Origin of the sequence: Nostoc sp. CCY 9925, assembly GCF_963920935.1 — a bacterium.
Lineage (GTDB): Bacteria > Cyanobacteriota > Cyanobacteriia > Cyanobacteriales > Nostocaceae > Nostoc.
In genome coordinates this window covers 1-13,013 of record NZ_CAWUDO010000007.1, presented here as the reverse complement: position 1 = coordinate 13,013, position 13,013 = coordinate 1, and the positions used below count along the sequence as shown (strand labels likewise).

At 40.2% G+C, this 13,013-nt stretch carries 14 protein-coding genes; 4 read left to right on the top strand and 10 right to left on the bottom strand.

Going from position 1 to position 13,013, the window contains the following annotated elements; genetic code table 11:
* Window positions 1-2: 2 nt before the first annotated feature.
* From ACM0OY_RS05625 to ACM0OY_RS05600, 6 genes are all read right to left on the bottom strand, one after another.
* Complete coding sequence (locus ACM0OY_RS05625; RefSeq protein ID WP_190633709.1) at window positions 3-893, bottom strand: nucleoside triphosphate pyrophosphohydrolase family protein; 891 nt, start codon at window positions 891-893, stop codon at window positions 3-5.
* 23 nt (window positions 894-916) lie between these two features.
* Entirely contained in the window at window positions 917-2,041 is a 1,125-nt protein-coding gene (locus ACM0OY_RS05620; protein WP_162398230.1) for a nucleotide kinase domain-containing protein, read from the bottom strand.
* A gap of 112 nt (window positions 2,042-2,153) precedes the next feature.
* Window positions 2,154-2,960 (bottom strand): thymidylate synthase, encoded by an 807-nt coding sequence (locus ACM0OY_RS05615; RefSeq protein ID WP_190633711.1) that lies wholly within the window; start codon window positions 2,958-2,960, stop codon window positions 2,154-2,156.
* Complete coding sequence (locus ACM0OY_RS05610; protein ID WP_414567908.1) at window positions 2,953-3,819, bottom strand: ImmA/IrrE family metallo-endopeptidase; 867 nt, start codon at window positions 3,817-3,819, stop codon at window positions 2,953-2,955. The genes ACM0OY_RS05615 and ACM0OY_RS05610 overlap by 8 nt, the downstream gene beginning before the upstream one ends.
* A gap of 44 nt (window positions 3,820-3,863) precedes the next feature.
* Entirely contained in the window at window positions 3,864-4,214 is a 351-nt protein-coding gene (locus ACM0OY_RS05605) for a helix-turn-helix domain-containing protein (RefSeq protein ID WP_162398228.1), read from the bottom strand.
* Window positions 4,211-4,504, bottom strand: a complete 294-nt coding sequence (locus ACM0OY_RS05600; RefSeq protein WP_162398227.1) for a hypothetical protein — start codon at window positions 4,502-4,504, stop codon at window positions 4,211-4,213. Before ACM0OY_RS05600 ends, ACM0OY_RS05605 begins: the two co-directional genes overlap by 4 nt.
* A gap of 255 nt (window positions 4,505-4,759) precedes the next feature.
* On the opposite strand from ACM0OY_RS05600, the gene ACM0OY_RS05595 reads away from it, so the two are divergent.
* On the top strand, window positions 4,760-7,348 hold the full coding sequence (locus ACM0OY_RS05595; protein ID WP_414567907.1) for a DEAD/DEAH box helicase: 2,589 nt from the start codon (window positions 4,760-4,762) through the stop codon (window positions 7,346-7,348).
* A 62-nt stretch (window positions 7,349-7,410) separates the two neighbouring features.
* On the opposite strand, the gene ACM0OY_RS05590 is transcribed toward ACM0OY_RS05595, so the two are convergent.
* Genes ACM0OY_RS05590 through ACM0OY_RS05580 form a run of 3 tightly spaced genes read right to left on the bottom strand, consistent with a single transcriptional unit; the run spans window position 7,411 to window position 8,450 of the window.
* Window positions 7,411-7,758, bottom strand: coding sequence for a hypothetical protein (locus tag ACM0OY_RS05590; protein ID WP_414567906.1), 348 nt, complete (start codon window positions 7,756-7,758; stop codon window positions 7,411-7,413).
* A 6-nt stretch (window positions 7,759-7,764) separates the two neighbouring features.
* Window positions 7,765-8,127 carry a hypothetical protein gene (locus ACM0OY_RS05585; protein WP_414567905.1) on the bottom strand — a complete coding sequence of 121 codons (363 nt, stop codon included), beginning with the start codon at window positions 8,125-8,127 and terminating at the stop codon, window positions 7,765-7,767.
* A complete protein-coding gene (locus ACM0OY_RS05580; RefSeq protein WP_084177611.1) occupies window positions 8,124-8,450 on the bottom strand; it encodes a DUF5674 family protein in 327 nt (108 codons plus the stop codon). Before ACM0OY_RS05580 ends, ACM0OY_RS05585 begins: the two co-directional genes overlap by 4 nt.
* A 193-nt stretch (window positions 8,451-8,643) precedes the next feature.
* Between ACM0OY_RS05580 and ACM0OY_RS05575 the strand changes: the two genes are divergently transcribed.
* From ACM0OY_RS05575 to ACM0OY_RS05565, 3 genes are read left to right on the top strand one after another with little or no spacing between them, the layout of a single operon-like run.
* Window positions 8,644-9,345, top strand: a complete 702-nt coding sequence (locus ACM0OY_RS05575) for a hypothetical protein (RefSeq protein ID WP_414567904.1) — start codon at window positions 8,644-8,646, stop codon at window positions 9,343-9,345.
* A 48-nt stretch (window positions 9,346-9,393) separates the two neighbouring features.
* Window positions 9,394-10,248 carry a hypothetical protein gene (locus ACM0OY_RS05570; protein WP_414567903.1) on the top strand — a complete coding sequence of 285 codons (855 nt, stop codon included), beginning with the start codon at window positions 9,394-9,396 and terminating at the stop codon, window positions 10,246-10,248.
* On the top strand, window positions 10,245-10,901 hold the full coding sequence (locus ACM0OY_RS05565) for an N-6 DNA methylase (RefSeq protein WP_414567902.1): 657 nt from the start codon (window positions 10,245-10,247) through the stop codon (window positions 10,899-10,901). The genes ACM0OY_RS05570 and ACM0OY_RS05565 overlap by 4 nt, the downstream gene beginning before the upstream one ends.
* Before the next feature lie 139 nt (window positions 10,902-11,040).
* On the opposite strand, the gene ACM0OY_RS05560 is transcribed toward ACM0OY_RS05565, so the two are convergent.
* The gene (locus tag ACM0OY_RS05560; protein ID WP_414567901.1) at window positions 11,041-12,906 is read right to left on the bottom strand and encodes a type IV secretory system conjugative DNA transfer family protein; all 1,866 of its coding nucleotides are present in this window, start codon (window positions 12,904-12,906) and stop codon (window positions 11,041-11,043) included.
* Window positions 12,907-13,013 lie beyond the last annotated feature (107 nt).

The following is a 13,013-nucleotide window of genomic DNA, read 5'->3' as shown; positions in this document are numbered from 1 at the left end:
ATTTATTTTGCTTGATAACCTATAAAACTTGCATCCATATCAATAACGACTATACCCCCTCGATTTTTCTCTATTTGTCGCCAGACTTCATAGCCCATACAAATTGCCTTCTCCCAATCACCAAGTGAACACATAGAAACTTCTAAATCGAGAGTCATATTTTTAATGATCTTCAATAGTTGTTCATCTATCTCTGAAATTCCTTCCAAAAACCCGTGATCTTTGGCATAGCTAAACGCGAGTGCTGATATGCCTTCTTCAATAGCTACTGCCCGACCGCCATCTTCAACTTCGTCGGTGCGGGGATTGCTTTTTCGCTTAAGTTTTAGGCTACTCCGAATAACTGGCGACCAACCTAAAACGGCAACATACGACAAATGAAAAACATCATGAAAGCGGTAGCCATCACTGGAATATGAGTTATCAGTGAGGTAATTTCCAATTTGTTTACCATTGATAAATGCTCTCACTTTTACTGAGTTATCTTCGGTTTCTTCAGTAATATTTATTTCAATTTTTCGTGGAAAACGCTCGTATTCTGGAAAGTCATTATCAAATAGGTATGCTGTATTTTCACCATCTGTTTGTGCTAAATCTCTTCTTCCCCAACGGTCACGACATTTATTCAAATTACTTTGTGCAATTTCTGTTAAATCCAGATCAAACTTACTTGCTACGTTAGCAACATACCAAAGTAAATCTCCTAACTCTTCCGCAACACAATCTTTGAAAAGTTTATGGGCATCTTTATCTCGAAGATGTTTTTTATATTCAGTCAGGAGTGAGCCAGCCTCGCCTACTAAACCCAGCAGAGGAACTACTATTCCATCTCCATTTTTAGCAGGAACTTGATCTGTTTTCAGTGCTTGTTGTTGATATGCATAAAAATCCATCATTCACTCCTTACCCTGAGATTCTAATTAGATTTAGATCGTCCAGAAGCTTGAATTTTTGTATATTCTTCTATAGTTTGGTTAATTTTCCATTTTGGTGGATACCAATAACTAATTGGTTGTACGTTAACTGAATACTTTTGCTTTATACGAGTTCTTCCTGATATTCCTGATATTTCAGGGTGTTTCATCCGAGAATATTTATCTACCTCACAAAATAGATTTTGGCAGTCAATTAATTGCAGTTTACGTCCCCAAAGTGACTGATAATTGAGTCCTAACCTCTCAAATTCTAATTCTTGTCGCTCTGCCATAAATTTAATAATTTCTGGTTCGTTTAAGCCTCCTAAATCAAGAAAACATTTGCGGATACCATCAAGCGCACCAGGACCAGGAACGACAAATGCCATCTCGCTATAGTTAGTAATCTCGCTATAGTTAACATCAGTTATAAACTGATATGCTAAAAAATCGCCAATAGTTGGATAACTATGTAGTAAATCGAAACCCTGGTGCATATTTCGTGACTCTGCGAGTTTCTGTGGCAGATTATCCGCCATCATCTTCTCAATCAACTTAAGATTATTGCGATGTTTTGTAGTATATCCAAATGTTTTACCACCCGATGGCATGATATAGGCCGCAGAATAGATGGTCTGACCTGACTGCATGGTTTCTGTGAGAATTTTATCGTAGCGTTCAAATGAATAGTCAGCATAAGTAATGTGACCAATATTATTTTCTAGAAGCTCCCAAGTTTCAATTTTGTTAAAAATCTTGAAGAGGATAATTCTAAAGAATACTTCATTGATTGAAGATGGTAGATCATCCCGATAGATAACATTGCGTATTAAATACTGGCTTGTACGATCACTTGCACGATAAGCGTTTGTAAACTTGTATGTAGAAAGAATTGGATCATCAGTCCAAGGCATTGGTGCATTTTCTAGTTTTTTGAAAAAAATCTTTTGTCGTTCCGCAGCGAACTGCCAATAAGTATTGAATACAACTGTAGGCTTTATGGGTGAAATATGTGAAATAATGACTGGTGATGAGATTGCTTTTTCGCCACTGTTGCCAATATCAAGACTTAATTGTTTGTCCTGTCCAGTATTTTCGCTGGACTGTTTCTGACGTTTTGTTACCATTTTATTTCTCTTAAGAAACATCTCTGTTTCCCTAAATTAGTGAATGACTCTTGTCCGTAAAAAGCTTTTGTTAAGCTTATCTACGCAAACAAAAGATATATTTTATCTATTTTTATGTTTGCCACTTGCTAGTTGTATTTCTAGCAGCATCTATAACTGGAGTGAGAATTGGCGATTTCTTACCAATTGTTTTTGTACCAATTTTCTGTAATTTTTCTACACCTACAAAGCAGTTCATCCGGTCAAGTATCAATCCCATTTCATGAGCCATAAAATGTCCCAATCTGCATAGCCCCAAGTAGTTACCGTAGGCTTTATTAATAAGCTGTTGAGTGGCATAGAAAGCATTGATAACAAGAGTTTTGTCTTCATTGTTAGGTACAAAACTGACGTGTTGCAAACAAGGAAAAGGAAGGTATGGATCACAAACATGATCTTGTGCAGGATCAAAAATTGAAGCTTGAAGCATACTTTTTCTAACATTTGAGCGCGATGTGTACTCAGAAATAATGTGTTCTAGTTGGTTGAAATGATGTGATTCTGAACCAAAAGCAATTAACCTTTCAAAATAAAGTCCACGTCTATTTTTAGACTTAGCAAGAGCCTTAATTCTTGGTAAAGTATCAATGTAAGTTTCAAAGAATTTTTTCCGGTCATATTTAGAATGCCTCCATAAAGAACCCGGGAAAATTGTATTTGCAACTGTGTGGATACTTTGTTCGCTGTTATTTTTAAGGCAGTTATCTAGTGCATCTCGAATAGATTGATCTTCGTTGGGAATACCTTTATTAAAGCCTGTTAAGCTTATTATTAGTGGTGAAATTTCATTGCCAGGATGATCGATAATGTGCAGGAATGCACGACACCAAGCATAAGAAAGGTTTGTTTCATCAATAAGGAGAGGCCTACTATTACTCATCTTCCAGCTCCTCAAGGTGGCGATATTGACTTAATCCAACAAACTGATAACGAGAAATCCGCACAAGAACTGCCCAATCAGCATCAGGACAGTAGACACGCACAATCCCAGGACGGTTAGCTCGAAAGAGACGACCTTGTGGGTGATTTTCTTGGAAATTAATAGTTTCATTCGTTGCTTCTGCTGTGCTTGGTAGAAGAAGATAACTTCCAACCTCAGCATCAAGTGTAGTCATTGACCAATCTTTATCAGCAATAATTAACGGCTCTGTTGATGAAAAACCAATAACTTCTTGGCGGATAGATTTGGGTGTAAATTTGAGAAGTAACTCAGCTTTGGTGCGATTAATAATTTCTAGCGCATAAGTCATGTGATTGATCAGAGTCTCGTACCCAACACCAAAACTACAGGCAATTGTGAAAATCTGAACTGGTGTTGCTGAAGAAATATCCCAGCCACGAGAAGTAAATGCTTTTCTTACGCCCAAAGTCGGCATGAGTAAGAAACCTGCAAAGGAGTCAACCAGAAACTCGTCAGGATAAAAAGGTTTAGATTTTTCCGAATCCTTTATCAGTTCATCAATGGTTGAACTGTGTCCAAAAACGTGATGTCCGAGTTCATGACCGCAGGTAAAGTTACGCCTAGTAAAAGGACGTAACGCGGAAAGTAATATTTGTGGTTCATTTTCTTTTAGATACATACCTTCCATACTGATGTCAACAAATCGAACTTTAACGTTAAGTTTGTCGCATAAGTTATAGATACAAATTGGACTTTTGAGGTCTAAACCAGCTTTTGTCCGAATTTCGATTGATTTACGCATGGCCTGTTTAGCCAATTCTTGCTTCTGATTAGCCACAGATTTTTTCCTACACTTGGTATCAAAGTAACTAATATTACTAATCACAGGTTGTCTCTCCCTGTTCGCATTGAAGCAAGTAATATTAACAGTCGGTCTAAATCTTCTGGTTTCAGCTTTTGGAGTTCCCGAGCAGCAAGCTGAAGTTTATTGTCATGAATATCGACTTTATCCACACCCTCAGCAAATAGCCATGACACACTTACATCAAAAATTTCTGCAAGTTTTGCTATCTCTTCAGCAGAAGCATTTCTGTTCCCGGCCTCTATTTCCGAAACAGAGGGTCGATGCAGTCCAAGAATTTTAGCTACTTGTGCCTGAGAGAGACCAGCCATTTTACGCGCTTCCCGAATGCGAGAAGCGATAATTGCTTTTTTGTCTTTTAGTTCAGTCATCTCTTTTGATTCCCTTTACTGACGATTTCACAAACTACATCAACTGATTCGTTGATAGTGAGTCGCTGCGTGCCATCCTCTGAAAGAAAAATGTTTACATCGTTTGGAATGTCTACATTCAGTTCAGTAGACAGCATAGTAATAGCAGCAAGACATAGATAACTGTCAAACCACCCTAAATCATTGAAAGGACAGGTTGTTCCCGTAATTGGTTGCCCTTGATACCCGCAATCAGTCTGCATTTCTTGAAACACTTCTATCAGCTTGACCTTTACATTTTCTGGGGTCATAGTGCAGCACACTATATTACGTTTGGTAAGATAATCTTACGCTTGGTAAGACAAAATGTCAATCGGAGTTCAGACTAATTTATTTGTTAACCATCAACCGTGAGATAAGTTTTGTATATTACACTGTGTACTGAATATTCTTATGCCCAGGTTAAAACAACCCAGAGTTGTAAAAATGACAATAAAGACTTACCCTACCTCGGTATCACTCCCCCAATGGGGGATTTTTTAGGGCAGTGAGCGAAGACTACGACTATGACCACGCCCAACTACAATGCCCTGCTACAAAGCTTTTGGACACCACCTCGTACACCCATTACAGAAAATTCCAATTCAAATAACCATCCTAATGAACCAACAGATATTACTGAATTTATTGGTGAAGATTTACTATGGCAGCAAACTATTCCCGCCAAAGAACCTAATCTGAAAAATATCCCTAATGACCTGCCAACTAAATTAATTAAAGCACTTCAATCATTAGGAATTACCCAACTTTACTCTCACCAACTTCAAGCCTTACAAGCAATTAGACAAGGTAAAAGTTTAATCCTCACCTCTCCCACAGCCAGTGGCAAAACTCTCAGCACATATCCCGCCATTCTAGAAGGTTGTATCAATGAAGAACATCGAGCATTAGCATTTTATGGACTACGAGCATTGGCGCTAGACCAGTTCCACAAAATCTCTGAACTACTCTCTACCATACCAACACAATCCAGACCTATACTGGCAATGATCACTGGAGATGTCAAATCAGAAAAACGAGAACAAATCCTCAAGAGTGAACCGCATATATTAGGTGTCACACCAGAATTAATCCACTTTCAACTCAAGCAAGCCTGGAAATCCGCGCATTGGGCAAACTTTTATCAGCGATTACGCTATGTACTGCTTGACGAAGCTCATACCCTCTCAGGTAGCTATGGCGCAAATATGTCCTGGCTGATTCGTCGGATTAAACTAGCAGTAGATCATTACGGCGGTGACTCCAAGAAACTGCAATTTATCTTCCTGAGTGCCACTTGTGGTAATCCTAAACAACTGGCTCTGAAAATCTCCGGTTTGAAACCAACTAAACTCAACCCCAAACCCCTGATTTGGATTCGCAAAAGTGGAGCCGCTTCACCATCTAGACAAATAATTGTCACTCAGCCCAGTTACAATCTGACTGGTGACACCGCTCGGATAATTCAATTTTTGCTCAATCAAGGTAAATCAGGTATCGCCTTTTGTAACTCCCGTCGCAGCGTGCGGGAACTAACAGAATTACTCAAATCAAACCAAGTAGCCGCATTCTACAGTGGCATTACTTCTGAGCGTCGGGCAGAAGTAGTTGACCAACTCCAGTCTGGCACGATCAAGTGGATTATTGCCACAGAAGCATTAGAAGCCGGAATTGACCTACCAGAATTAGAATGTTGCATTTTGCGTGGCTGGCCTGGTTCCAAAATGGCATACCAGCAACGCAGTGGTCGCGCCGGACGTTCTCAGCCTGGATTGACAGTGCTGCTTCCCAATGCTCTCAATCCCATTGACTGCTATGTAGCAGAACATCCAGAAATGCTGGTATCGCCAGAAGCTGAGGAAGTATTCTTTAATGACGAATATCCCATCTTTGCTGCTAAACATTTAATGTGTGCAGCCGCAGAAACTGGTATTCCTACTAATAAAATCAAGCACTACTTTGGCACAGCAGCTTACGAGGTAGCAAAACTCCTGTTAGCCCAAGGGCATCTAAATAAAGGTCGTAATGGACTGTGGGCAAAGGGTTATCCCCATAAAGATGTTAACTTTCGGGGTGGCTTATCCCAAACTACCATCAAGCTAGTAGATGCAGAATCTGGGGAAGAACTAGAGGAAATCTCAGAAGATATTGCTCACCGAGAAGTCCATCCCCAAGCCATCTACAAACGACAAGATGCCAATGGACAAATGCTGACTTATCAGTGCATCTCCCTTGACTTGAACAGCAAGCAAGCAATTTTAAAACAGACAGCAGATAGCTCACTGTTTACAGTTGCAGTTACAGAATCAGAAACCAGTAGCCTAACAGTGCTGACAGATCCGGTGAAGTTACCATTGCTGTTTTCTCAAGTCAGTGAAGTTAATGACTGTCAGGAATACTTAACCCTGGAACTTAGTTTTGGTGAAGTTAAACACATTACCAGTGGTTACAGTTTAATGACCCAAATCTATGAGCAGACTTGTTTGAACAAGCGGTGTCTTAACTACAAAGAGCCGCTACCTAAAGAACGTCGTTGTCGGCTTTGTAGCAAACTCACACGCAAAGCTGTAATTGTGAAAACCCTGTCAGAAGAAAAGTTTGAGCAGCCTTTCCGTACTCAATTTTCAGCACCAATGGTCAAAGTAGTGATTAACTCAAGTGCGCGGGAATACCTCCAGCACAATGCCTTGGAAACTAGAACCAATTTAACCCGCAGTGGAGAACCGATTCCACCAGGCTATCAACAGTTGTGGGAATATTCCAGTACCTTGATTGCTATCCACAGCTTTGGGCATCAAATTATGAGAGCGTTACAGCTGGTGGCTAGAGTTGACCCAAAACAGGTGAATTTTACAGTAGTGAAGGAGTTAGGGGAAAATAATAATTACACAGGCTATTTCTATGATACCAGTGATGGTGGTAATGGTGCGGCTGAAGCTGTGTTTAAGCATTTGCCAAAACTTGCTGGTGCTGCGAGAGCGATCGCACTAGATTGCAATTGCGATACTGGCTGTGCCAAGTGTATAATTCAACATGGTTGCCCTGATGGTAACACTGCTTTATTGAAGCAAATGGGATTACTGTTGTTAGATGCGATCGCCTCCACCGGGACGTAGCCTATCGCTACACTTGATGTTTGACAACAGCATCGTCGTAGACATCGCTCAAATTCCTGATTTTATTGTTCCAGATACTCAATCACTGCCTCCAAGTCTGCGATCGCCCGATTAAATCGATTGAGCATTGCTTCTGCTAGTTCTGGTTGGGCGTTGACAGTCGGTAGTTTTTCCCTCACCACACCTTTGAGTGCTTCTAGCCACAGCGACAAATTTGTATGTCGAACTGCTGTCAACAATCCCATATTGGTGAGAACAGACAAATGAAACCCAAGTTGGTCTTGTCCACCGTAACCCAAATATCCGTTACTCAGTTCTAGTTTTTCTGGAGTAAACTCAAAATACTGGTCAGAGGTAATACCAGCAGATTCTAGTTTGGGTTGTGGTAATGGAGGTTGGGATTGAGTCATTATCAGTTAGGATTGTTGTACAGCAGGTAATTTTGACATTTGCAAAACACTATCTGACCAAATACCAAGTTCTTGAATAATCTGGTTTTTAGCTTCTGTGTCATTCCAGGCTTGTTCCCACTTAAACAGCCAGCGTGTGAGAAACCTTCCTAAGTTTGCTAACTCAAAAGCATTGTCAATATCTATATCTGGGGCTATCCACTCAAGAAAATACATAGTCTCTCTAATCAGGCTTTTGACCACATCCTCATGCGTAGAGTCACTGAAAAGTTGATTTATCCGTGCTAAATTAGTTGCCAATTTTCCCAATCTAACAGGGATACTATCTTGCACAAAGGTTTCTTGCTCATAAGTTAAGCCACTATTCATCCCAGAAACTCCATAATAATTGCGGCAACCTGTTCTCTAATTTTAACGTCCATGATTTCCATTGAACGATTCTGTCGGGGACGGAGATTAACCATAGACTCATAGATTATCTGTTGTGTATCAGGTCTGAAACTAGCAGCCCAAATATCACTCTGCTTACTACCATCTTCTAGCAACGCCTGTTCACAGTAAAAGTGCATTTCACCTCCCCCAGCCAGAATCCGATGTTCAATATCTACCGCTACCTTAATATAAAACTTTAACTCTTGTAGCATCTGCTCAATTTGCCCCGGTGTAGCACGAACTCTAATAATCTCAATCAAAAAACTTACTCCTATTAAACATACGCTTGCCCTGGCTATCTTGCCTAATTACATCAGCCTTCAACTATCAACATTAAAACCCAATTGGTGCGTAGCTTTGTAACTAAATTTTCTACTTCCTGCAACTGGACTTCCTGCAACCGGCAATACGCTGTATATCTGTATTGAAGCATAATTAATCGAAGTAATTAATTTGCAGCTTACCGCTGCATGGGAGAGATGTTATATTCTCTCCACCATGCCAGTAATTAATCTTGCCGATATTCAACAAATTACTAAAACACAGCAACAAGTCCTATTCCCCAGTCAAAAATATCATCCAAATCGCTCTGCCTTTGACTCTATAGTTGCAGATAACTTCTCTTTGGTGATGAAACAACTATTTTTAGGACTGACTGTAAAACCTTTATTAAATGCCTATCCTCAAATTGCTCAGTGGGTTGATCAAATACAGGAACTTGCACCGGAAATTTTTAAATATCGCAAGAAGTTATTAGTCGATAATCCAGTTATTGCACCTCTTGCAATTAATGACGACAAGCACTTTATTCAAGTATTAACAAATATAGCATTTAAACAAGGTATTCCCAGGCTTTATGAATGGGCTATACGCCATCCACATTTAAGCTGGCAAGACCGGGTAAAGTTGTGGACTACGGCTAGACAATACTCAGTTAATCCTAACCAAATACAACTCGTAATTTTAGCATTAAATCCTGTTAAACCAGCCCAAAGATTAAATGTACGCTGGAATAAAAAGGATCAGATGCAGACTGAAAAATGGTTAATTAAACTACTGACTCAATCTCCAGATAACAAATCACAATCAAATATAGTCATTCCTGAGTTATCGTCAATGGTCAATTTAGAAGCTATTCCAGAAGTCAAGATTTAAGAGGCTAATGCCTCTGCCATTGGCAAATGTTTATTAAAGATAACACCAATGGTACTCGAATCAACTTTTGAACATGGATGGCTATTATCAAAACTACTGAAATTAGATGATGAATATCAAGGTAGGTGGGAGCAATGGCGATGGACAATGGAAACTGGAGAGCTACCTAAAGAAATACCACAAACTGAGTTTTTAGACTTAGGACATCCTCAAGTTTTACAGATGCTCTCAAGCTGTCTGCAATCTATTCCTAAAGGTGGATGTGGCAGTTCTTCCAGATTTATTCCCTATTTCACTGATTGGTTACTTTATGCTCTAGGGCATCCCAGTATTGCTAAATTGCCTCATGAGCCAGAGGGATGTAACGGTGCGAGCAATCGTCTTATTCAAGAACTGGAACTGAAGCTTTTGATTTCTTGTCCCTTCGATTACTTCGGTCATTTGTTGGCTGCTAATCGTTATGGACAATCAAAAGCTAAATTCTATCCTACTCCTACTTGGACAGCCAGGACAATGGCTATTGCATCAGTTGACAGTTCTGCTGCAATAGCACCATTTCATATATATGAACCAGCACTTGGTACAGGAAGATTAGCATTGGAAATGTCAAATTATGCCATCAGTTTAACAGGCTGGGAGTGGGATTCACTACTAATAAAAATAGCAAGTTTAAACTTCATGCTTTACGCTCCCTACTTGGCATTGCCTATTCCTAGTTTGGGTGGAGATTTAGTCATCGGAGACACCCTGACTGGCAAGGGGATTTCTTTTATCCGACCAAATTTAAAGTATGAAACTCCCCCATCAACACGTCAAACAAAGTTAAATAATAGTTTGCTAATTAATGGTATCAAATATGAGAATACTAAAGCAGAAAATATGTTGCAAGGAAGTTTATTTTGATAAAAATTAAAATTACTGAGTGGCAACAACTATTTCAAAATTGTGTCAGTAATCCTCCTCTGCCGATTTCCTTGCCTACTGTAGCACTTGCCAATCCTCCCTATTGCAAAATTAATCTCACTTCCGATTCCGAACTAGCCAGATTTGAGATGGCTTATAAATGGATAAAACACGGAAATGGAAGCTACGTTATTACATCCAAGTTGAAAACCCAAGCAGAACAAGAGTGTTTATTTGTAGAACAGTGTTTAAATCAATTGCAATCTGGTGAAATAGTCTGTATCTTGGTATCTAATGGAATCCTTTCTTCATCTAACCAATCACACTTTCGCCGATGGCTATTAGAAGACATGGCTTTGCTAATTGCTTCCATTCAGTTACCTACAGAGAACTTTCAGGTAGAATGTGGATTGGGAATTATCACCAGCTTTTTGATTCTTCAGCGCAAAGGTGGAGATTTACCAGTACCAGAAGATTACTCAATCTTTATGGCAGTTGCGGATAAAATTGGTTTTGATAGTCGAGGTCGTCGTCTCTTTCGTCCAATTACAAATGGGCAACAAACCCAAGAAATTGATAGTGATTTACCTCTGATTCTAGAAGAGTTCAAAAAGTTTATCAAAGAGGTATGGCAAAATAATGTTGAGAAATAGCACTTGCTTTAACCACTTCAACCAAGCGCAGATTATCCTCAAATTACTAGCAACAGGAAAACATACACCCCCTGAACATTCTACGCTGTGAGCAACAATATATCCAACAATATTTCGCTTCTTAAAAGCTACCAGCCTCTTATCCTTGCAATCCGGGTGTTTGATAAACTCGTGTTGGGAAATTTTCTAAAACATCAGTTTCACTGCTACTAGACTCATGTGCAGGTGCTACATCTTCTTCTGGTAATGGCAACATTCGCGCGGCTGACTCAATCCGTTCATGTAATGCTTGTGTTAACGTTTTAATATCAGGAATTATCACCTGACTTTCTAAAGCAGGTTTAACTTGTGTATCCCAAAGAGCCTCACTATCATACGCTCGTTTTTCATCGGCTTTGGACACTGGAATAATTAAAGGATAGGGAATAGAAGCTTGTCCCTCTGAACTGTAACCAGGACTAGTAATTACGCACTTGCCTTGAGGAAATTTCAAAATTTCGTCAGCACTGATTACAGGCATCTTTTGCAAATTCTCACTCCAGCTAATTGAACGGCTCATTTGTCCGCCAAGCGATCGCCCTGTGGTACGATTTTTAATCAGCACTTCCTTCTCACCGTAACGTTTGGAGTAATCCTCAGCCGTTTTGTAATTACCAGGATTGAACAAAACATGAGTACTACAAGCAGAAGCGATCGCACTTCCCATTTTATCCCCATAAATATCGTAAAGTTGCTCTAAACTTTGGATACCCAGAATAAAGCAGGCACCGTTGGAACGATATTCATTAATCCACTGTGGTAATCTGTCCAGCTTAATTGATGGCAATTCATCCAAAGAAATAATTAACGGATCTTTGCGGGGACGGCTTAAATTACCGACAATCATCAAGTGCATTGCAGCCGCCAGCAGAGGCCCAACCACACTGCGGCGTTCATCATCTAGCTTGAACACCACCATCTCTCTACCTTCAAGCTTAGTGGGAATGTCAGATTTCCCTATAAATGCCCTCAGCAAATCAGCTTGGATGAAAGATGAGAAAGTACCTGCTGCTGTGGTCAAAATCCCCGAAATAGTCTTCTCTGCATCCTTGGCACTCAAAAATTGAATAAACGAAGTCGCCACCCATTCATCCAACCTTTTGGACTGTACCGCATGGTCAAGACGTTGCACCAGTTTTGGCAACCGCAGCACAGCATAAAGCATCGCCATATCTGGGTAAGGTGAACCCTTAACTAACTGTAAAAGTGCTTTAGCTAACAAGTCACCGGCTTTAGCAAAGAACTCGTCACTTTTACCACCACTGGAAGCATTGCGGTTAATCACTTGTCCAATTTCCCCCGCCATTACCCCATCGCGTGCATCACGCATATAATCCAAAGGATTAATTACACCGCTAAAGGGTTCACCGGGGGCAAATACTCGTACTTTATAGCCATAACGTGCAGCTAGGGGTGCATGGAGTCGTAGCTGGTCGCCCTTCTTGTCGTAGAGTAAAATCGGGAAACCCTGCTGCATCGCACTTTCTAACATCCGGTCTATGGTTGAGTAGGTTTTACCAGACCCAGGCGCACCTATTACCAGTGTTCCCCTTTCGGCATTGGGAAACCAAACTGTAGGTGCAGCACCAAGCATAGTTTGTATGTTAGCCAGCAACCCCCGCCATTTACCTTTTACCCAATAGCGAGGAGTTCCAGACCACAGGGTAACTTTATTGTGTTTACACTCCTTGATTTGCTTGAGTGCTAGGTTAGTTGCTGCTAGTTTCTCGCTGATACCGGAGACTTTACCAGTGGTGATTTTTCCTTTACCAGTACCACTGATTTGCAACAACAGTATAACGAACAGTATTCCACCTACCATCATCCAACCTTGGGGATTGTTATACTGTTGAAACAACTTGCCAAAGTCAATGCTAGCCAGAGGTGCTTGGAAGGATGACACTTCAATTAATGTCGAGTTAGCAGTGATCTGGTTGTGTGGTAGATTTTTCTGGGAAATGTTCATAGCAGTGAAGTATGCATTTAGCAGAAATTTTAGCTACCAAGTGAAAGCTAGGGTATTGACCTTTTGGACATTTTTTTAGAGGTGTTAGAAACTCTATTTCTAGAGGA

What these genes read in the sequence shown, in the direction of transcription:
- ACM0OY_RS05625 (WP_190633709.1), bottom strand. Translation starts at nt 893, where the DNA reads ATGGATTTTTATGCATATCAACAACAAGCACTGAAAACAGATCAAGTT.
- ACM0OY_RS05600 (WP_162398227.1), bottom strand. Translation starts at nt 4,504, where the DNA reads ATGACCCCAGAAAATGTAAAGGTCAAGCTGATAGAAGTGTTTCAAGAA.
- ACM0OY_RS05570 (WP_414567903.1), top strand. Translation starts at nt 9,394, where the DNA reads ATGGTACTCGAATCAACTTTTGAACATGGATGGCTATTATCAAAACTA.
- ACM0OY_RS05585 (WP_414567905.1), bottom strand. Translation starts at nt 8,127, where the DNA reads ATGAATAGTGGCTTAACTTATGAGCAAGAAACCTTTGTGCAAGATAGT.
- ACM0OY_RS05590 (WP_414567906.1), bottom strand. Translation starts at nt 7,758, where the DNA reads ATGACTCAATCCCAACCTCCATTACCACAACCCAAACTAGAATCTGCT.
- ACM0OY_RS05615 (WP_190633711.1), bottom strand. Translation starts at nt 2,960, where the DNA reads ATGAGTAATAGTAGGCCTCTCCTTATTGATGAAACAAACCTTTCTTAT.
- ACM0OY_RS05560 (WP_414567901.1), bottom strand. Translation starts at nt 12,906, where the DNA reads ATGAACATTTCCCAGAAAAATCTACCACACAACCAGATCACTGCTAAC.
- ACM0OY_RS05620 (WP_162398230.1), bottom strand. Translation starts at nt 2,041, where the DNA reads ATGGTAACAAAACGTCAGAAACAGTCCAGCGAAAATACTGGACAGGAC.
- ACM0OY_RS05595 (WP_414567907.1), top strand. Translation starts at nt 4,760, where the DNA reads ATGACCACGCCCAACTACAATGCCCTGCTACAAAGCTTTTGGACACCA.
- ACM0OY_RS05605 (WP_162398228.1), bottom strand. Translation starts at nt 4,214, where the DNA reads ATGACTGAACTAAAAGACAAAAAAGCAATTATCGCTTCTCGCATTCGG.